The 19620-nt window shown below is 70.1% G+C and carries 17 protein-coding genes, 1 tRNA gene and 1 pseudogene; 10 read left to right on the top strand and 9 right to left on the bottom strand.

The window, feature by feature from the left end; genetic code table 11:
- Nucleotides 1–202 precede the first annotated feature (202 nt).
- Both ACWCPI_RS14900 and ACWCPI_RS14895 read right to left on the bottom strand, forming a co-directional pair.
- The gene (locus ACWCPI_RS14900) at nt 203–1201 is read right to left on the bottom strand and encodes a sigma-70 family RNA polymerase sigma factor (RefSeq protein WP_019758035.1); all 999 of its coding nucleotides are present in this window, start codon (nt 1199–1201) and stop codon (nt 203–205) included.
- A gap of 370 nt (nt 1202–1571) precedes the next feature.
- Complete coding sequence (locus tag ACWCPI_RS14895) at nt 1572–2357, bottom strand: dioxygenase family protein (RefSeq protein ID WP_451038488.1); 786 nt, start codon at nt 2355–2357, stop codon at nt 1572–1574.
- Between the two features lie 120 nt (nt 2358–2477).
- Here ACWCPI_RS14895 and ACWCPI_RS14890 point away from each other — a divergent pair, with 120 nt between their 5' ends.
- A complete protein-coding gene (locus ACWCPI_RS14890; RefSeq protein ID WP_451038487.1) occupies nt 2478–3020 on the top strand; it encodes a MarR family winged helix-turn-helix transcriptional regulator in 543 nt (180 codons plus the stop codon).
- A gap of 112 nt (nt 3021–3132) precedes the next feature.
- Here the strand turns inward: ACWCPI_RS14890 and ACWCPI_RS14885 are convergent, their stop codons facing one another.
- Both ACWCPI_RS14885 and ACWCPI_RS14880 read right to left on the bottom strand, forming a co-directional pair.
- Nucleotides 3133–4674: an MFS transporter gene (locus tag ACWCPI_RS14885; protein WP_451038486.1), complete on the bottom strand. Its 1542-nt coding sequence runs from the start codon at nt 4672–4674 to the stop codon at nt 3133–3135.
- Nucleotides 4675–4913: 239 nt separating this feature from the next.
- A complete protein-coding gene (locus ACWCPI_RS14880; RefSeq protein ID WP_451038485.1) occupies nt 4914–5558 on the bottom strand; it encodes a TetR/AcrR family transcriptional regulator in 645 nt (214 codons plus the stop codon).
- Between the two features lie 277 nt (nt 5559–5835).
- Between ACWCPI_RS14880 and ACWCPI_RS14875 the strand changes: the two genes are divergently transcribed.
- Together ACWCPI_RS14875 and ACWCPI_RS14870 are read left to right on the top strand one after the other, a co-directional pair.
- Nucleotides 5836–7116 carry a M6 family metalloprotease domain-containing protein gene (locus ACWCPI_RS14875; RefSeq protein ID WP_451038484.1) on the top strand — a complete coding sequence of 427 codons (1281 nt, stop codon included), beginning with the start codon at nt 5836–5838 and terminating at the stop codon, nt 7114–7116.
- A gap of 135 nt (nt 7117–7251) precedes the next feature.
- Nucleotides 7252–8937, top strand: a complete 1686-nt coding sequence (locus ACWCPI_RS14870) for an IclR family transcriptional regulator domain-containing protein (protein WP_451038483.1) — start codon at nt 7252–7254, stop codon at nt 8935–8937.
- 190 nt (nt 8938–9127) lie between these two features.
- Here ACWCPI_RS14870 and ACWCPI_RS14865 read toward each other — a convergent pair whose 3' ends face one another.
- The gene (locus tag ACWCPI_RS14865; protein WP_451038482.1) at nt 9128–9790 is read right to left on the bottom strand and encodes an NADPH-dependent FMN reductase; all 663 of its coding nucleotides are present in this window, start codon (nt 9788–9790) and stop codon (nt 9128–9130) included.
- 198 nt (nt 9791–9988) lie between these two features.
- Between ACWCPI_RS14865 and ACWCPI_RS14860 the strand changes: the two genes are divergently transcribed.
- Both ACWCPI_RS14860 and ACWCPI_RS14855 read left to right on the top strand, forming a co-directional pair.
- Nucleotides 9989–10061: transfer RNA gene (locus ACWCPI_RS14860), tRNA-Arg, on the top strand.
- A gap of 112 nt (nt 10062–10173) precedes the next feature.
- Nucleotides 10174–10521, top strand: coding sequence for a hypothetical protein (locus ACWCPI_RS14855; protein ID WP_451038481.1), 348 nt, complete (start codon nt 10174–10176; stop codon nt 10519–10521).
- Nucleotides 10522–10613: 92 nt separating this feature from the next.
- On the opposite strand, the gene ACWCPI_RS14850 is transcribed toward ACWCPI_RS14855, so the two are convergent.
- The gene (locus tag ACWCPI_RS14850) at nt 10614–11798 is read right to left on the bottom strand and encodes a tyrosine-type recombinase/integrase (protein ID WP_451038480.1); all 1185 of its coding nucleotides are present in this window, start codon (nt 11796–11798) and stop codon (nt 10614–10616) included.
- 54 nt (nt 11799–11852) lie between these two features.
- Complete coding sequence (locus ACWCPI_RS14845; protein WP_009321502.1) at nt 11853–12134, bottom strand: helix-turn-helix domain-containing protein; 282 nt, start codon at nt 12132–12134, stop codon at nt 11853–11855.
- A gap of 468 nt (nt 12135–12602) precedes the next feature.
- On the opposite strand from ACWCPI_RS14845, the gene ACWCPI_RS14840 reads away from it, so the two are divergent.
- The 5 genes from ACWCPI_RS14840 to ACWCPI_RS14820 all read left to right on the top strand — a co-directional run bounded on the left by ACWCPI_RS14840 (nt 12603) and on the right by ACWCPI_RS14820 (nt 17808).
- On the top strand, nt 12603–12845 hold the full coding sequence (locus ACWCPI_RS14840) for a helix-turn-helix transcriptional regulator (protein ID WP_179167084.1): 243 nt from the start codon (nt 12603–12605) through the stop codon (nt 12843–12845).
- Nucleotides 12846–12983: 138 nt separating this feature from the next.
- On the top strand, nt 12984–14243 hold the full coding sequence (locus ACWCPI_RS14835; RefSeq protein ID WP_085571755.1) for a DUF3631 domain-containing protein: 1260 nt from the start codon (nt 12984–12986) through the stop codon (nt 14241–14243).
- Between the two features lie 192 nt (nt 14244–14435).
- Complete coding sequence (locus tag ACWCPI_RS14830) at nt 14436–15320, top strand: DUF2637 domain-containing protein (protein WP_451038479.1); 885 nt, start codon at nt 14436–14438, stop codon at nt 15318–15320.
- A gap of 131 nt (nt 15321–15451) precedes the next feature.
- Nucleotides 15452–16102 (top strand): MobC family plasmid mobilization relaxosome protein, encoded by a 651-nt coding sequence (locus ACWCPI_RS14825; protein ID WP_451038478.1) that lies wholly within the window; start codon nt 15452–15454, stop codon nt 16100–16102.
- Nucleotides 16099–17808, top strand: a complete 1710-nt coding sequence (locus ACWCPI_RS14820; protein WP_451038477.1) for a relaxase/mobilization nuclease domain-containing protein — start codon at nt 16099–16101, stop codon at nt 17806–17808. Before ACWCPI_RS14825 ends, ACWCPI_RS14820 begins: the two co-directional genes overlap by 4 nt.
- Nucleotides 17809–18166: 358 nt before the next feature.
- Here ACWCPI_RS14820 and ACWCPI_RS14815 read toward each other — a convergent pair whose 3' ends face one another.
- A complete protein-coding gene (locus ACWCPI_RS14815; protein WP_451038476.1) occupies nt 18167–18721 on the bottom strand; it encodes a flavoprotein in 555 nt (184 codons plus the stop codon).
- A pseudogene (locus ACWCPI_RS14810) lies at nt 18718–19419 on the bottom strand (helix-turn-helix domain-containing protein); the annotation flags it as partial. The gene ACWCPI_RS14815 and the pseudogene ACWCPI_RS14810, both read right to left, overlap by 4 nt.
- Nucleotides 19420–19620 lie beyond the last annotated feature (201 nt).

Raw genomic sequence — 19620 nt, 5'->3', positions numbered from 1 at the left:
AGGACCGGTCGTCTCGGAACGGGCAACTCGGTACCCGAACTCCTTTGCCCTGAGGTCTTGTTCCCTGGGCCCCACTGCTTGAAGCGGCGTTACATCGCCATGTTTGCGCGGTCTTTCGCCACCCGGCGTACGCGGCCGACGCCGATCGCACGCCCCGGAGGGTGTCGGCGGGCGGCCCGTCCGGGCCGCCCTTCGGCGAAGGTCACGCCGCGGCGTCGAACCCGGTGCTGCGGGCCAGCTTCTTCAGCTCCAGCAGGGCGTGCTTCTCGATCTGGCGGATGCGTTCGCGCGTCAGACCGTGTTCCTTGCCGACCTCGGTCAGGGTGCGCTCGCGGCCGTCCTCGATGCCGTAGCGCATCTTGATGATGGACGCCGTGCGCTGGTCCAGGCGGCCGATCAGGTCGTCCAGCTCCTCACTGCGCAGGAGCGTGAGGACCGACTGCTCCGGGGAGACCGCCGAGGTGTCCTCCAGGAGGTCGCCGAACTGCGTCTCGCCCTCGTCGTCCACCGACATGTTGAGGGAGACCGGGTCGCGGGCCCAGTCCAGGACGTCCGAGACGCGCTCCGGGGTCGAGCCGAGTTCGGCGGCGATCTCGGCGGGCTCCGGGTCCCGGCCGTTCTCCCGGTTGAACTCGCGCTGGACGCGGCGGATACGGCCCAGCTCCTCCACCAGGTGGACGGGGAGCCGGATGGTGCGGGACTGGTCGGCTATCGAGCGGGTGATGGCCTGTCGGATCCACCACGTCGCGTACGTCGAGAACTTGAAGCCCTTGCGGTAGTCGAACTTCTCCACCGCGCGCACCAGGCCGGCGTTGCCCTCCTGGATCAGGTCGAGGAGGGGCAGGCCGCTGCGGGGGTAGCGGCGGGCCACCGCGACGACCAGGCGGAGGTTGGAGCGGATGAAGATGTCCTTGGCCCGCTCGCCGTCGGCGACGAGGGCTTCCAGCTCCTCGCGGGTGGCGTCCGCCTTGGACTCCTCGTATCCGTCGAGGACCTGCCTTGCGAACACACCCGCCTCGATGATCTGCGACAGCTCGACCTCTTTGGCTGCGTCGAGAAGCGGCGTACGCGCGATCTCGTCTAGGTACATGCCGACCAGGTCGCGGTCCGCGATCTCGCCGCCATGGGCGCGAACACTGCTTGCCGCGTCGACGGCCTCGCCGGTGGCGGACTGACGACGGGCGACGGCACGGGTTGCCATGCGTGCTCCCTTGCGATGTGGGCTGGCGGGTGGTCCTGTGAACGCTTGGGACTCTTGTCGAGTGCCCGGCATCCGATGGAAACAACGACTGGAATCAGGACAGAATTCCCAACCCGCCCCTCTATTTTTCTGATCTTGCAGTACCCTGTCCGGCCGCACGACGGACAAGGTGCCCTAGACACGCACAAAGGTGCTGGTCAGGCGGGCACCCGCGAGCGACCTCAAGGTCCTCCACAGCCCCTGTACCCAGGTATGTGAGATTCCCGTCACATGCGTCACCGAGGTCTTCTCGCCGGAGGAGCGTCGCCCTTGACCGCCCCTGTGGACCTGAAGACGGCCCGCACCGGCCGAAGGTTGCCCGTCGGCCCTTTCAGCCGAACTGCACCGAGCGCTTGGCGAGCCCCATCCAGAACCCGTCGATCACCGACTTCTGCCCGTCCAGCTCACCGGCGGCGTCCGCCGCGCCCATGGTCACGAAGAGCGGGGCGAAGTGCTCGGTGCGCGGGTGGGCGTAGCGGCCGGCCGGGGCCTTGTGGAGGAAGTCCAGCAGGCCGTCCCAGTCGCGGTTCTCCAGCGCCCGGCGGCCCCAGTCGTCGAACTCCACCGACCAGGCGGGGATGCCGCCCTGCCGCAGGGCGGCGAGGTTGTGGGTGAAGAAGCCGGAGCCGACGATCAGGACGCCCTCCTCGCGCAGCGGGGCCAGCTTGCGGCCGATGTCCATGAGCCGCACGGGGTCGAGGGTCGGCATGGAGATCTGCAGGACGGGGATGTCGGCGTCGGGGTACATCTCGACGAGCGGGACGTAGGCGCCGTGGTCGAGGCCGCGGTCCGGGATGTCCTGGACGGGTGTACCGGGGGCGCGCAGCAGCTTCCGTACGGACGCGGCGAGCTCCGGCGCGCCGGGGGCGGCATACCTCACCTGGTAGTAGTGCTCGGGGAACCCCCAGAAGTCGTAGACCAGGGGGACCGTCTCGATGGCGCCGATCGCGAGGGGGGCTTCTTCCCAGTGGGCGGAGACGATGAGGATCGCCTTGGGGCGCGGCAGCCGCTCGGCCCAGGCGGCGAGCTCACCGGGCCAGACCGGGTCGTCCGCGAGCGGAGGGGCGCCGTGGCTGAGGTACAGAGCGGGCATGCGCTCCTGCAGGGCGGCGGACATGGCGGTCACTCCTTCCGAGGGGCCGAAGCTCCACTTGCTTCAAATCTAAAGCTTCCCTCGCCTACGACCGTACGACCAAGTAGTTAAATTTTCAAGGAGCGCTCTCGTACAGTGGAGTACATGAACACGGCATCGACTTCCGAGCCGCCCACGTCCGCGCCCTCGTCCGGGGCGGCGGGGCAGCCGCGCTGGCTCACCGACGAGGAGCAGCGCGTCTGGCGCGCCTACATCGACGCGACCATCCTGCTCGACGACTTCCTGGACCGTCAGCTCCAGCGGGACGCCGGCATGCCGCACATCTACTACAGCCTCCTGGTCAAGCTCGCCGAGTCCCCGCAGCGCAGGCTGCGCATGACCGAGCTGGCGATGTTCGCGAAGATCACCCGCTCCCGGCTCTCGCACGCCGTTGCCCGGCTGGAGAAGAACGGCTGGGTGCGGCGCGAGGACTGCCCCGACGACAAGCGGGGCCAGTTCGCGGTGCTGACCGAGGAGGGCCTGCGCGTGCTGGAGCAGACCGCGCCGGGCCATGTGGAGGCCGTGCGCCAGGCGCTGTTCGACCGGCTCACCCCCGAACAGCAGAAGGCCCTCGGCGAGATCATGCGGATCGTCGCCGAGGGCCTGCAGCCCAGCGAAGCGGGGGCGGACCTGCCCTGGCTGCGCTGACGGATCGTTCAGCGAAGCCGGGGCAGGTCCTGGAGGCGGTACGTACGGAGCGTCCCCATCCCCGTACGTACGCCTGGTCCCATGGGGTACGACCGGACGGCCGTCGTCGGGCTCAGTGCGCGACGACCGGCACCGGCACCTCGGCCTCGGCGCCCTCCTCCGAGGACGCCACCGTCGCGCCGCCCGGGCGGCCGGCGTTGACGAAGGTCAGGGCGATGGCCGCGGCCACCACGAGGATGCCGACGGCGAACCAGATCGCGCTGGTGTAGCCCTGCACCATGCCTTCCAGCTGGACCAGCTGCTGCTGGGACCGGCTGGTGGCACCGGCGATGTGGTCGGCCACGTACGCCGTGGTCGCCGAGGCGGCGATGGTGTTCAGCAGCGCCGTACCGATCGCGCCGCCCACCTGCTGAGAGGTGTTGACCATCGCGGAGGCGACACCGGAGTCCTGCGGCTCGACCCCCTGGGTGGCCAGGGACATGGCCGGCATGAACGCGGTACCCATACCGAGGCCGAGCAGCACCATCGCCGGCAACAGGAGCGCGGCGTAGGAGGAGCCGATCTCCAGCTGGGTCAGCAGCAGCATCCCGAGGGCGGCGACCAGGAAGCCGGGGCCCATCAGCAGGCGCGGGGCGACCCGGGTCATCAGACGGGTGCCGATCTGGGTGGAGCCGATGATCATGCCCGCGATCATCGGCAGGAAGGCGAAGCCGGTCTCCACCGGCGAGTAGCCCTTGACGATCTGCAGGTAGTACGTGAGGAACAGGAACAGGCCGAACATCGCGATGATCGCGAGGCCGAGCGAGAGGTAGACACCGCCGCGGTTGCGCTCGGTGACCACGCGCAGCGGCAGCAGCGGGGCCTTGACCTTCGCCTCGACCAGGACGAAGGCCAGCAGCAGCACGCCGGAGGCGACGAACATGCCGACCGTCACCGCGTCGCCCCAGCCGTCGGACTCGGCGCGGGTGAAGCCGTAGACCAGCGCGACCAGACCGAAGGTGGACAGGATCACGCCGGGGATGTCGAGCGGGGAGCGGTTGCGGCCGCCCTCCGGCTCACGGATGACGAACCAGGCACCGGCCGCCGCGACGACGGCGAACGGGATGTTGACGAAGAAGGTCCAGCGCCAGTCCAGGTACTCGGTCAGGAAACCGCCGAGGATCAGACCCACGGCACCGCCACCGCCGGCGATCGCACCGTAGATGCCGAACGCCTTGGCGCGCTCCTTGGCGTCCGTGAACATCACGGCGAGCAGGGAGAGCGCGGCCGGGGCGAGCAGCGCGCCGAAGACGCCCTGGAGGGCGCGGGCGCCGAACATCATGGCCTCGTTGGTGGCCGCGCCGCCCAGCGCGGAGGCGGCGGCGAAACCGCCCAGACCGACGACGAAGGCCCGCTTGCGGCCCCACAGGTCGGCTATCCGGCCGCCGAACAGCAGCAGACCGCCGAAGGCGAGGGCGTAGGCCGTGACGACCCACTGCCGGTTGCCGTCGGAGATGCCGAGGTCCTGCTGGGCGGAGGGCAGGGCGATGTTCACGATGGTCGCGTCGAGGACGACCATGAGCTGGGCCAGCGCGATGAAGACGAGCGCTTTCCAGCGGTTGGGGTCGGCGGCACCGAGGGTGCTTCTTGGAGCCTTTGCGGCCGTTTCAGACATGGGGGTACCCACTTCGGGACTTCGTGACGGAAAGTGAAAGAAAGCTAAGGAGAACGAAGGAAAGCGAAAGGAGAGGGACGACTCGTCGACTGTGACTTTTTGAGTTCTGCTGCGGTGCCTGTTGTGGCGACTGCCGCAATGCCTGCTGGGTCACTGCTGCGGTCACCGCTGTGGCGGCTCCCGCGATGACTGCTGCGGTCACTGTTGTGGTGACTGCTGTGGTGCCCTGAATTGATCGGTCAGGCCTGGCGCAGGTCCTCCATGGTCATCGGCGTGCCCGGAAGGACCGAACGGGCCGGGGCCCGCAGTCCGTCCAGGAACAGCTGGAGATGGCGGTGGACATAGCGGTCGGCGATGTGGCACCCGGTTCCGGCCGGGGGCCGGCTGAGCTGGGCCGCGGCGAGCAGCAGGTCGCCGACGTCCACGTCGGGGCGGAGTTGGCCGGCCGCCTTGGCGCGGCCCATGATCTCCCCGACGAGCTGCTCGACCCGCTCACGTGCGGCCACCAGATCCGGGTGGTGCTGGTCGAACGTGCTCTGGATCATCGGGCACAGCGCGCTGATCCGCTCGTCGGCCGCGGTGTGCACGAACCGCTCCAGAGCCTCGAAGGCGTCCCCGGTCTCGGCGAGCGCGAGTTCGGCCGCCGCCACCGTACGGTTCATGACGGAGCAGACGACCTCGCGGACCAGCGCGTCCCGGTCGGGGAAGTTGCGGTACACCGTGGCGTTGCCGACGCCGGCCCGGCGGGCGATGTCGTCCAGCGGCACGTCGGGGCCGAACTCGACGAACAACTCTCGGGCGGCGGTGACGATCCGCTCCCGGTTACGCAGGGCGTCGGCGCGCGGCCGGGTCGCCTTGCGCGATACGGGGGGTGCGGTCTGCACGGCGTACTCCTGAGTTCCAGGTGGGAGCGATCGGGCTCCCGGTGAGGCGATCCGGGGAGGGTTTCCCCGTTTCGCTCGGACACCTGACTAAACGGGGAAGGGCTCCCCGCTTATTTCCCGCTGCGCCAGGGATTTCATGTGATCCGGGTCACGATCTCTCCGCGCAAGAACCCACGTTCGGTCTCTTTCAGCGCGCGCCCGCTCATCCCTCGACACAGGGTGATCGAGAGGGTGCAGCGCGCGGTCAGGCGGCTGCCATGGACGGAAGGGCCCCTGCATGCAGCCACGCCGTCGGATACGCCCCCGCCGTGGGGCCGCCCTCGCCTCCGTGACCGCCCTGACCCTGGCGGTCAGCACCTCGGCAGGCACCGGTGGCCACACGGCGGGCCTCCCGACAGCGGCCGGAGGTGGACCGATAGCACCGGCCCGCTCCTCTCCCCTCGGCCCCTGCATGATCGCCGGACGGCCGACGGTCCAGATGTCCGAGGGGGTACCGACGGCACGCGGCTACTCCCGCTCCACGGGCACGGTCCACGCCCTGACCCTGATGATCGACTTCCCCGACGCGCCCGGCCCGGGCCCCGCGCTCGACCGTTTCGCGGAGTTCTTCCCACAGACCCAGAAGTGGTTCCGCACCAGTTCCTACGGCCGCCTCGACTACCGCCCGAAGACCCCGATCCGCGACTGGCTGCGCATGCCGAAGTCCTTCAGGGCGTACGGCATAGAGCGCGGCGCGCCCTTCGAGCCCGGATACCGGCAGCTGGTCCAGGACATCGTGGCCGCGGCCGATCCCCGGGTGGACTTCCGCTCGTACGACTTCCTGAACGTGCTGGTCACGCCGAACGCCGGCCCCTCCGCCCTGGACACGGTCCTGTCGGTGTCGTTCGCGGGCAACACCGAGGCCCCGGTGGCCGACGGTGTCTCCGTCGCCAACGCGTCCTTCGTCTACTCCCGCCAGGACGACGGCTCCGGCTCCTACCGCCGCACCGGCTACCGGGTCCTCCCCCACGAGAACGGCCATGTCTTCGGCCTGCCCGACCTCTACACCGCGGAGGGCGGGGGCGCGGTCGGCCACTGGGACATCATGAGCGAGGACTGGGGGGCCAACAACGACCTGCTCGGCTGGCACAAGTGGAAGCTGGGCTGGCTGGACACGTCCCAGATACGCTGCGCGGCCATCTCCGGGACGACCGAGCACGCCCTGACCCCGCTGGCCCGCAGGGGCGGCCCGAAGCTGCTCTTCATCCCCCTGGACCGCCGCAGCGGCTACGCCGTCGAGGTGCGCACCAAGGAAGGCAACGACGAGGCGGTGTGCCGCCCCGGCGTCCTGGTCTACAAGGTCGACGCGGAGGTGGACACCGGGATGGGACCGGTACTGGTCCACGACTCCCGGCAGGACAGCGGGGGCTGCACCCGCAGCCCGAACGTCCACGCCGAACTGTCCGACGCGACCTTCGCACCGGGCGAGGAGTTCCGGGACGCGAAGCGGGCGGTGCGCGTGGAGGTGGTGGCGGTGGACCTGGCGGGGGTGTACCGGGTGCGGGTCACGAGGGGGTAGCGGGAGCGGGTGTTGGGGTGAGACGTACGTGCGCGTGGGGTTACGTAGACGTACGGCGCCGGACGGTGACGCAGGCGTACGCGCGCCCGGGGCGGGATTACCGTTAGGGCTGCTGCGACGCCGTACGGAGAGCCGATGCCCGCGAAGACGACCCTGGACGACCGTGCTGTGCCGGCGGAGGCGGTGACGCCGTTGATCCGGGGCGTCGCGGTGCTGTGGAGGCTGACGGAGGCCGGCGGGACGCTGAGCGCGAGCGGGCTGGAGCGTGCCACCGGCCTCGCGCGCTCCACGGTGGACCGGATCACCTCCACGCTCGCCCGCATGGGGTACGTCCGCCTCGACGGCCGCGACGTGCTGCTCGCACCCCGCGTGATGGAACTGGGCAACTCCTATCTGGCCGCCCTCCGCCTGCCCGCCCTCCTCTCCTCCCACGCGGACGCGCTCGCCGACGAGTTGGACGAGTCGGTGTCGCTGGCGGTCGGTGACCTGGACGGCATCCGCTTCATCCACCAGGCGACCCGCCGCCGGGCGATGTCCCTCAGCTTCCGCATCGGCGACCTGCTGCCGGCCGAACGCACCGCACCGGGCCCGCTGTTCGCGACGCAGTGGACGGACGCGCAGTGGCAGGCCTGGCGCGAGCGCCGGGCGACGGACCCGCAGGACCGGGGCTTCCCCGCCGTACCGCCCCGCGAGCACGCGGCACCCGACGCCGACTTCGAACGCCGGGCGGCGCGGGCACGCCGGGACGGCTGGGCACTGGACGACCAGTTGATCGAGCCTGGCCTGGTCGCCGTGTCCGTACCCGTGCGGGAGCCGCATGCGAACGGACGTATCGCATGCGTGGCGAGCGTGGTGAGCCACACGAGCCGCCACACGGCCGACGACCTGCGCGACACGCTCCTGCCCCGGCTGCGCGCGGCGGTCGCGGAGATGGAACGCGAACTGCGCGAGGCGCCGCAGCCGCGGTCCGGGACGGCTCCCGAGGGCCTGGCGATCTGGACGGGGGCCTCCAAGCAGGAGTTGGGCCGGGAGTTCGTCGAGTCGCTGGCGCGCGGGCTGACCGTGCTGACCGCCTTCGGCGAGGGACGGGCCGAGCTGACGCTCACGGACGTGGCACGGGCGACGGGGCTGTCGCGGGCGACGGCACGCAGGGCACTCATCACGTACGGGCATCTCGGCCTGGTCCGCCCCTCGGGCAGCCGCGGTTTCGTGCTGACGCCGCGCGTGCTGTCCCTGGGCTTCCCGCCCCTGTCCCGTACGTCCCTCGCCGAGATCGCCGCCCCCCACCTGGCCGAACTCGCCGACCGGGTCCACGAGTCGGCGTCACTGGCGGTGCTCACCGAGTCGGGCGAGGAGATCCAGTACTTGGCCCGGGCCGCCACCGGCCGTGTGATGAGCGTCAATGTAGCGGTGGGCACGCGGCTGCCGGCCTACGCGACGTCTTCGGGCCGGGTGCTGCTGGCGGACGTACCGGACCGGGCCACGACGGCAGGAGGGTGGCCCGGCCCTACGGATCTGCGCCCGCTCACCCCTCGTACGATCACGGACCCCGCGGCCCTGACGGCCGAGCTGGAGGACGTGCGAGCGCGCGGGTACGCCCTGGTCGACGAGGAGTTGGAGGAGGGCGTGCGGTCGGTGTCGGTCCCGGTGCGCGACCGGACCGGCCGGGCGGTCGCCGCGGTGAACGTGGCGATGCACGCGGCTCGACGTTCGGTGCAGGAGTGCGTACGGGACGTGCTCCCGGAACTGATGGAGACGGCGAGCCGGGTGGAGGGGGACCTGGGGGTGGCGGGGCGGTTCGCGGGCGTGGCGATGTCCTGAGGCGAGCGGCCGCCCAGGAGGAGGTCTGGGACGAAGGGCCGTGGCTGGGGCCCATGGCTGGGGCCCGCGGTGGAGGTCCGTGACTGGGGCCGGTGACGGAGGTCCGTGGACCTGGGGCCCGTGACAGAGGTCCGCGGCACAGGCCCCTTGCCCTCTGCCCTCGGCCCTCTGCCCTCTGCCCTCTGCCTTCTCACCCCTCGTACGGCCGGACGGCACGCCCCTCCCGCAGGGTCAGCCCCCACCAGGCGAGCTGGTCCAGCAGCACGGCGGCGGCCTTGGCGGTGCCGTCCTGGTCGTGGGGGCGGCCCTCGTCGTCGAACCGCTCCCAGGCCATGTGGAAACTGACCGTGTCCCGCAGGGTGACGGCGTGCAGCTCGGCGAAGACCTGCCGCAGCTGCTCCACGGCCCGCTGTCCCCCGGCCATACCGCCGTAGGAGACGAAGCCCACCGGCTTGGCCCGCCACTCCCGGTAGACGTAGTCGATGGCCAGCTTCAGGGCGGCCGGGTAGCCGTGGTTGTACTCGGGCGTCACGACGACGAACCCGTCGAGCCCGCCGATGCGCTCGGCCAGGGTCGGAGGGGCGTCCGGGGTGGCGTCCGGATCGGTGGACCGCTCAAGGGTGAGCTTGAGCTCGTCGGCGAGTGCGGGCTCGGACAGATCGATGACATGCGTCTCCATGTCGTCCCGCTGCTCGATCTCCGTCAGAAACCAACGGGCCACCTTGTCGGCGAAGCGGCCGGGGCGAACGCTGCCGATGAGGACGCCGATCTTCAGCGGGGGCGTGGGCTGGTGCCTCTGGAGGGCAGGGTCGGTGGTTGCGGGGATCACCGGGCTGTGCGGGGTCGAAGACATGGGTGTGCCTCGATTCGTGAGTCGGGAGGTACGCGCCTCTGATCGCGATGCGCCCCGAGCGGGGGCACGCAAGGAACGTAAAATCTCAAGCGAACTTGAGGTCAAGCGCGACCGAACGGACTCACGCGGCACAACCCGGTCCCGGCCGACCGGGGCGAACGACGAGGGACGCATCCGCTACGCTGTCAGGGCACCTTCGCCTTCGTAGCTCAGGGGATAGAGCACCGCTCTCCTAAAGCGGGTGTCGCAGGTTCGAATCCTGCCGGGGGCACAGAGAAACACCTGGTCAGAGGCCCTTCCGTCCGTCGGACGGGAGGGCCTTCGTACTCGCAGCACACATATGGCACACACGGGCTGCGGGCAGAGGTGGGGAGCTGTGCGATATGCCCGCGAAGGATGAGCTGGCCCGGCACCGGTACGAGAAGCTGGTGGAGCGGCTTGAGTCGCTGATGCAGGGCGCTTTGAAGCCGGAGTACCAGGGCTACTACGGGCAGCTGGTCCTCGGCGCGGACGATCTTGCGGAGATGGGCGAGCTCAAGGACGTCCGGCGTGCCGCGCGCGAGGCAGGTCGTCGTCTCGGCTGGAAGACGACCACCCAGCTCGTCGGCGGCCGACTCTTCGTGCGCGACGAGCGGGAGGTGCCCGAGGAGATCGAGCGGCTGGCCGGGGATGCGGCCGCTGTTGCGATTGACCGGGCCCGGGAGGAAGGCCGCCGGCCGCGACTGACCTGATCCAAGGGGCAGGCACAAGGGGCCACCCCACCGCCTCAGCGCGGTGGGGTGGCCCCTTCGATTACGACTGCCCGGCACGGGTTACGCACACATCATGCGGCGTCTTCCTCCAGGGCGGCCACCGTCTCGGCGGCCTCGCGAGCCTTCCTCTCCGCCTTCTCCAGCTTGGCCTTCGCCTTGGCCAACTGCTTGGCGCGGCGCTTGTGCATCTTCTTCGACACCTCGTCCAGACGGTCCGGGAAGAGGTGGCCGTACGTGTCCAACGTCAGGGTCGCGGACTTGTGGCCCAGCATCGTCTGTACGACGTTGACGTCCGCGCCGCTGGCGATGGCGAGCGAGGCCGCCGTGTGACGCAGCTTGTGCGGGGTGACCTTGAGGTGCCCCAGCCCGGCCTTCACGACCGCCGGCGCGAAGAACCGCTGACGGAAGTTACGGGCACGCAGCGGGCCTCCCTGAGGGGCGGTGAAGAGCAACTCCTCATCTCCCCGGCCCTGGAGGTGGGGCTTCAACTCCTCTGCCAGGAACCGCGGGATCGGTACCGACCGGCGCTCGTGGTTCTTGGGGGTGTCGAGGTAGAGCTTGCCGTTGTCCTCGGCGTACGCCTCGACGATGTGCGCTCGGCAGGCGTCCAGGTCCACGCGACCCACCTTCAGCGCGGACGCCTCGCCCCAGCGCAGGCCGGTGTAGGCCAGCAGCAGGATGAACACCCGGTAGGCGCCCGACACGTTGGCCAGCGCGTCGACCTGCATGTCATCGAGGTACACGTGGTCGGCCGGCGCCGCCTTCGGCAAGGGCACGCCGACAGCCGGGTTGACCGCCAGACGACGAGCCTTGACCGCGTAGCCGAGAACGCGGCTGAGGACGACGTACGCCTTGCGGACCGACCGAGGGCTGAGCTTCCTGCCGCCTGCCGCCTCGCCGGACAGCAGATCCGCGAGCCACTCGGCGATGTCCTCGAACAGGATGCGGTCCAGCGGAGTGGTGCCCCACCTGGGGATCACGTGGACGTCGAGAACGCCGCGATAGCGACCCCGGGTCGAACGCTTGAGATGGATCTGCGCGGCCAGCCAGGACTCCGCCACCTCTGCGAACTTCACGCGCGCGGCGGCCGGATCACGGTAGGAGCCGTCGTTGAGACGGGACTCCATCCTCGTCCGCTCCGCCTCGGCGTCGACCTTGCGAGCGAAGGTCTTCATCTTCGGCTTGCCATCGGGGTCGTACCAGCGCACGCGGTACCGCCCCGGCGGCGTACGGCCCGCCCGCTTGGCTTCCGCCACGGCCCGTACGTACGTCCCGTGCCCGATGCGGTCCTCAATCCAGACCCGCGCCAACTAGCACCCCCTCCGGTCATTACTGGACACCGACGGGAGCGGCAGGAGCAGGGCCATGGGAGGAACACCGAGCGCGGTGGCGATGGCGACGAGGTCGTCGATATCGCAGCGTCGGTGGGCGCGTTCGGTTCGGCTGAGGGCGGTGTTGGACATCGGGCGGCCCAGCGCGGTGCAGCGGGCGGCGAGCTGGTGCTGAGTCAGGCTGCGCACGAGGCGTAGGTGCTCGATGGCGCGGGCGGTGTGGAGGCCGGCGGGGCCTATTTCGACAGGTCGGGTTGCCATGACAGGTAGCTGTAACTTGCATCCGGCCGTCATGGCAAGAGTTGGTTCTTAAACTCTATAAAAGTCGCCCGGGGGCGAAGTGGTGTTCGTCTCGCCGAATTCCGGTACATCACGAGCCTTTTCAGCGGAGAGGCCGTGCTATCTTCCCTCCGCGTCATGGAGATGGGCGATTTGAGCGACTATCAGCCATAGTGTCCGATAGGCTGACCGCGCCACTGATGACTGCTGGGCGCTATCTCTGAGCTGCGGAGGTATCGGATTCCGACCCCTCTGCCAGCCGTTGCGCCACAGAAAAATTTCAGGCTCTGCGGGAGCGATTTCGGCAACCGGGGATCCACCCTTACTGTTTGGTCTCCCCCGGCCACGCCGAGGGAACTAGTACAGAGTTTCAGAACTAACTCTGGACTTTTCCCTGGGCGGTGTGGCTGTGTTGTCCAGGCCCGTTGTTCAACACCGAAAAGGAGCCCTGTGCCGAAGACCTCTCCCCGCGGTACCAACGTCCCTGTCGCCACCGCAGCTGCCCAGCGCGGCCCGCTGGCCACCCCTGCGGAGGTCGCCACCTACCTCGGGGTGCCGGTGAAGACCCTCTACCAGTGGAAGTACCGGGGCGTCGGCCCCAACGTGCACAAGGTCGGCCGCCACCTGCGCTACCGCTGGCACGAGGTGGACGCCTGGCTGAACGCCCAGGCCACGTACGACCTCGTGGTCTGACGCCGCCCTTTCAGGGACAGCGAAACGGCTCTCGGCGAGCCACCGCCGAGAGCCGCACAGTCCCTGCCCCATCGCCCCTGAATTGACCGATCCGGTGGGCCGGGCCTTGCCCGTCCGGCCCACCAGGGAGGAACGCCTGTGGACGAACCTACGTCCTCCACCACCCCTACCGCATCCCCGACGCCCACCTGGCCGCCCGTCGCCGTCCCCGGCCAGGCAGCTCCCGCAATACCCGAACCCTCGCCCGCCGAGGACGAGAAGCCGCCCCAGGCTCCAGAGGGCGCCGCCTTGCTGGACGAGCTGCGGGAAGCCATCGCCCGGTACGTGATCCTGCCCAGCAGCGAGGCGCTGACCGCCGTCACACTGTGGGTCGCGGCCACGCACATCCAGCCCGCCCTCCAGCACGCGCCTCGTCTCGCGGTGGTCGGACCGGCGAAACGGTGCGGCAAGTCCCGCCTGCTGGATGTGATCACGGAGACCGTGCGCGAGCCGCTGATCACGGTCAACACCAGCCCGGCGGTCGTCTTCCGCGCCATCGGCGATGACCCGCCCACCCTGCTGGTGGACGAGGCCGACACCATCTTCGGCAGCATCAAGGCCGCCGAGAAGAACGAGGAGCTGCGCGGCCTGCTCAATGCCGGCCACCAGCGCAACCGACCCGCCCTGCGCATCTCCGGGCCCGAGCACAAGCCTCAGGCGTTCCCCACCTTCGCCATGGCAGCGCTCGCCGGCATCGGGGATCTACCGGACACGGTCATGGACCGGGCGGTGGTGATCCGCATGCAGCGCCGCAAGGATGGTGAGCGGGTCGAGCAGTTCCGCTCCCGCCGCGACATCCCGACCCTGCACGGCCTGCGCGACCGGCTGACCGCCTGGCTGCGCCCCCTGATGGACACCGCAGCGGACTTGGTACCGCCGATGCCGGTGCAGGACCGGGCGGCAGACACCTGGGAACCGCTCGTAATCGTCGCGGAACTGGCGGGCGGCACCTGGCCCGAGGAGGCCCGTGCCGCGTGTGCGTCCATGTGCGCGGCCGAGGCAGGCAAGGACGACGAGTCGAACCTGAAGACCCGCCTGCTGCAGGACATCCGGCGCGCCTTCGCACGCTGCGGTGATCCCGACATCATGCGCACCCGGGACCTGCTGGACGAACTCCTCAAGGACCAGGAGGCGCCGTGGGCCGAGTACGGCACCGCCGGCCTGAGCCCACGCCACCTGGGCATCCTCCTCAAGGACTTCGATATCAAGGCCGCCACTCACCGCTTTGAAGGCGGCCGGCAGGCCAAGGGCTTCGCCCGCCTCCGCTTCGCCGACGCCTGGGCCCGCTACTGCCCCGAGGAGCCGACGCCCGACAGCGGCGACGAGAGCACCGCCCCCGGCCCGGGCCTGCACTCGTAAAGACTCGTCGCACTCGTCGCGTCGCAGGTCAGCCCCGCGACGAGTGTCGTCGCCGTGACGAGTCCACTCGTATCACGCCAACCTTCCGTACCTGCTGTGACCAGGCACGCGACGAGTGCGACGAGTGCGCACCCCCTCCCACCAGCCTCACTCGGTGCCCATGGCACCCGCTCCCCGCCTGGAGTACCCCGCTTGCCTTCACGCACCGCCCAAGCTCTCGCGCCGGTACTGACCGCAGCGATCCGCCTCGGGGTCGCCCTGGTCGGCACGATCGGCTTCGCCCTCTCCTACGACGCTCTGCGGCAGATGGCCGTCGCCATCCACGTCCGCGGAATCCTCACGTACGCCTTCCCCCTGGTGATCGACGGTTTCATCGCCATCGGCGTCGCCGCCCTGCTCATCCTGCGCACCGCACCCTGGCGCTCCCGGCTGTACGTCTGGGCACTCGTCGGCATCGCCACGATCACCAGCATCTGGGCCAACGCCCTGCATGCCGTCCGCCTCAACCAGCAGGCTCACACCACCGGGCTCCACCTGGACGACGTCACCGTCGGCGCCCTGTCAGCCATCGCCCCGCTGGCACTGGCCGGAGCCGTCCACCTTGACCTGGTCATCCGCCGCCACCCCACACGCCACGTTCAAGAGGTCGCCACCACAAAGAGCCACAACGCCCCTGGCTACGGCCACAACCACACCGACTACGCCGAGCCGACTCCGTCATCCGAGGGCAACGCCGGTCTGCCAGAGCAAGCAGAGATGCCCGATGTGGCCGGTCGCCCCCGCGACGTGGTGCGGGACGCCGCCAATGTGCCGCAGGCTCGGAAACCGCTCGCCACGGCAGAGGGCCACGAACGCGACGTCACCTTCGACGAACTCCTCGCCCTCGCCCGCACGGCACCGCTGGGACGCGGAGGCCGCGCGTCACGCCGCAACATCGAGGCGGCGATACGAGACGCCGGCTACCGCATCGGCAAGGACCGCCTGACCCGGATCAAGGACTGGGTGCAGGCCGAACTCGACCAGGCCGCCAGCCAGTGGCGGGCCGAGCCCGACAAGGAACCCGCCAACGCCCTCTGAGGCTCCCAGCAGCACCCACCACCCTGCGAACTCGACTTCTCTCGCTCGTCCCCGCGCTGACCAGTACGGGGACGAGCCAGCCGTCGAATCGCGTCACCGTCGCACCGCAACACCACATGGAGAACCGCTCTATGCCCGACCTCCACAATGAACTCCCCACCAGCCAGCAGGAGGTGACCACCGCCGTCACCCAGCCAGCAAGGTATGACGTTGGACCGTCCAAGGGCCGGTCCAACGCGGACACCTCCGCCCCGGGGGTGGCGGAGGACTTCGGGCACCAGGGGGTGCCCGAGGAGGAGGCACCCGCCGACGCAGCCGAGCAGTCGCCCGCCACCAGCGCCGACGAAGTCACCTTGCGTCGTCTCGCTCGCCGCCGTTCCCGCGAGGACGTCCAGCGCAAAAAGCGTGTCGACGTCCGCTACAGCGTCGACGAGAAGACCCGGATCCTCACCCGGGCCCGTGAGATGGGCATCGCCGGCGCCCACCTCGTCGGCGCCGTGATCATGGCCTACCTCGATGGCGATCTCACCGTGGGCCTGGCCGGGCAGCGCACCCAGCTCGATGATTGCCTCGACAAGCTCGACGCCCTGCGGGCCGAGGTCGCCCGCATCGGCAACAACGTCAACCAGATCGCCCACCGCCTCAACGCCGGAGGGGATCCACACCCTGTGGACACCGCCGTCCTCGCGCAGACCGAGCGCACCCTGGACGCAGTCCGCGCCGCGATCGGCGACATCGCGCAGACCATGAACCACGCTGTCTCCGCGAAGGCGGCCCAGTGATCGCCAAGATCGGCAGCGGCAAGGACACCGCCGGCCTGATCCGGTACCTGTTCGACACGAAGAAGGCCAAGGACCACACCGACCCGCACCTGATCGCCTCCTGGGACGGCTTCGCACCCGACCCAGGCCGCGCCGACGACTTCGACGCCACAAAGAAGCGCCTCGTGGCCGACCTCGACCTGCGGGTCAAGCAAGCCCGCCGACTGGGCCGGGTACCCGAGCGGCACGTGTGGCACTGCTCGGTACGTGCCGCCCCCGGCGACCGGCACCTCACCGACGCCGAGTGGGCGGACATCGCGCGCCGCATTGTGGCGGCCACCGGGATCGCGCCACAAGGCGACCCCGACGGGTGCCGTTGGGTCGCCGTACGCCACGCCGACGACCACATCCACATCGCCGCCACCAAGGTCCGAGGAGACCTGAGCACCGCCCGCCACTGGAACGACTACCTGAAGGCCGACAAGGAACTCGCCGCCATCGAGAAGGAATACGGACTCCTGCAGGTCGTGCGCGGCGACCGCACCGCCACCAAGCGCCCCACCCGCGCCGAGATGGAGAAAGCCCGCCGCGCCGGCACGACTCGGACCTCCCGCGAGCGCCTGCGCACCACCGTCCGCCAGCTGGTGTCCATCGCCACCAGCCCGGAGGAATTCCTCCACCTGCTCGACGGCGTCGAAGGTGTCCTCGTCGATGTTCAGCACTTTCCCTCCGGCGACGTACGCGGGTACAAGGTCGCCGTGGCAGGCGACACCAACGCCGCCGGCGAGCCGATCTGGTTCTCCGGCGCCAAACTCGCCCCCGACCTGTCCTTCCCCAAGATCCGCGAACGCCTCACCGCCATCGAGGCTCCGCCCGCAGCGGAGCCGGGCAGCCGGCGCAGGCCCAACCCCTGGTACCAGGCCACCGCCGCGGCCGAGCGCATCCCCCACCACCTCGACCACGGTGACGACGCGGCAGCCCAGGCCCACATCGCAGCCTTTGGCGAAGCCATCGATGTCCTGCCGCTGCTCGCCCCCAGCCACCTGCGGCCACAGCTGCAACAGGCCGCCACAGCGTTCGAACGCGCCACCCGCTCCCGCGTCCGCGCCCATCAGGACCAGGCACGCGCCCTCCGGGGCGCCGTCCGCGCGCTGCGCACCGTGCCGGTCACCGGTGACGGGTCCGGGCTGGCGATGTTCCTCGACATCGCCGTGCTCGTCATCTTCGCCACAGCCCGCTGGCACCAGGCTCGCCAGCACGACCAGCAGGTCGCCGCCGCCCACCAGGCCCTGGTCCACCTGCAGGCCGTCTACCAACAGGCTGCTGCCGAGCCACTGGCCGCCCTGGCCCAGCGCCAACCACCGGCTCGCACCATGGAACGGCACGCCCAGCGGATCCTCGTGATCGTGCCCGAACACGCTCAGCAGATCCTCGACGACCCCGCCTGGCCGGCACTCGCCGCCGCCCTGACCGAAGCCGAGACCGCCGGCCACGATCCCGAGCTGCTCCTCCAGCATGCCGCCCGCCAGCGCACCCTGGACGACGCCCGCTCCACCGCCAGGACCCTCACCTGGCGCATCCAACGCCTCGCCGCCCGGCAGGCCCCCAGCGCCCGAGCACGAGCCGCCCAAGCCCGCACGAGCGTTGCAGCACGAACGGCACAGCGTGGCCAGACCCCACCGAGCCCTTCGCAGCCTGGGCCTGCGGCACCTTCTCGACACCGGTAATTCCGGCACTGACGGCCTCGCGCGCGAGGCCGTCAGCAGGAGGAAGGCACCTGTCCCGTTCACCCCCAGGCTCCCACACCGCTGACACCACACAACGGGCGCTTGGCCGGTCCACGACGGGCGCGGGTTTCCTGAGTGAACATTCGCGCGTTTCCTGAGTGAACGCTCTGGTGTTTCCTGAGTGAACGGTCTTTGCCCGGGGGACCCCCTCCTACTTCCGGATCACCTCGCCTCGGCAGCAGCCCAGCACGTCCGCACGAGGAGGAGTGATTGCCTCGCTCCCCGGTGACCTCGTCGGCAGCCTGGCGAACGGGCGTCGACGATGATCACTGCGGTCCTCCCCGGTGAAGGAACCGCGTCACCGCACCGTGCCGACCAGAGGCTCCAGCAACTCCAGCGCTTCCTCCCAGCGGAAGCGATCCGCCGCGCCACCGGCCCTCGGCCGGTGCGGTTCGCACGAGCCGATCAGGACGCCCATACCCTGCAGACGGTCCAGGCTCTGCTGATAGGCAGGGTGGGCGGCCTGGGCTGAGTTCAGGTAGGGCAGTGCCACGGTCGGGATGCCCATGCCGTACGCCTCGCACAGGATGCCCAGGGCGAGGGTGTCTGAGATACCGGCGGCCCACTTGTTGATCGTGTTGAACGTGGCGGGAGCGACGGCGATCGCGTCCGCCGGAGGCAGGGGGCGCGGGTCTCCCGGTGATCGCCAGGCGGAGCGGATCGGGTAGCCGGTCTGTGCCTCGATCGCCTTGGCGTCGATGAAGCCGAGTCCCTGCGGTGTGGCGATGGCGCCGACGTCCCAGTGCGCCTCCTGGGCGGTGGTGATGAGCTTGCCGACGTCACGGGCAACACCTGCCGCGCACACGACGACGTACAGGAAGAGCTTCTTGTCCGGAGCGGTCGGCTCGGTCACGCGGGGACTCCCAGTTGGCGGCTGAAGTGGTGCAGTTCCGGCAGGGTACGACGGCGGTCGCGGGCGGCCATGTCGGCGACCAGGTTGCGGACGTCGGGACGGCGGATGTCCTGGGCGGCGCAGGTCTCGGCGATGCGCAGGGCCTGGTAGCCGTCGGCGAGGCGGCCCTGCTGGCTGTAGGCACGAGCCGCCTCCACCCATAGGGCGGCGCGGCGCTCGGGGACCGGGATGTGTCGGCGCATGAGGGGTCGGGCCGCCTGGAGGGCGAGGCCGGCGTCACCGAAGGCCACCAGGGCGCTCAGCTCGTGCAGGGCGACATTGGTCGGGCTGAAGGTGGCCCAAGCGTCAGGCCGGTCCAGGGTCACGTACCGGGAGACTTCCTTGGCCTCTGTGAGGAATTCCTTCGTGGCCGCGCGATCACCGCGGCTGCTGGCCGCGGTCACGCCGCGCAGGAGTAGCAGTCCTACAGCAGCGAGGTACTTCGGAGAGCGCCGGTCGTACGAACCGGTGAGCTGGTCGGCGGTGTGCCTGACCAGAGTGACGGCTTCGGTGGCGTGCTTCTCGCGCACCAGGACGTGGGCCTGGACACGGACGCTGGAGGCGAGGACCACCGGGTCGCCCGAGCGTTCTGCTTCGGCCATCGCCCGGCCGACGGCGAGCCATGCGTTGCCCTGGTCGTGCTGTTTGAGCAGCAGGCTTCGCCGTCTCAAAACCTGATCTTCAGACGCCGTGTCGTCGGGGCAAGTCCGCCCGCGCTGCAGGCTGCCTTACGGGAGGGGACACGCTGGAGGTGGCCTTGGCAAGCCGGGCCTGGCGCGAACCCATGCGCTCGTACTCGCGGCAGAGCCCGGACCGTGGGGACGGCCCGTGAGGTGATGCGGCCTTTACCGTGCCGCGCG

Source organism: Streptomyces sp. NPDC001920 (assembly GCF_053594495.1).
Note: the sequence above shows the minus strand (reverse complement) of the source record. Positions and strands in the feature narration are given on the sequence as shown.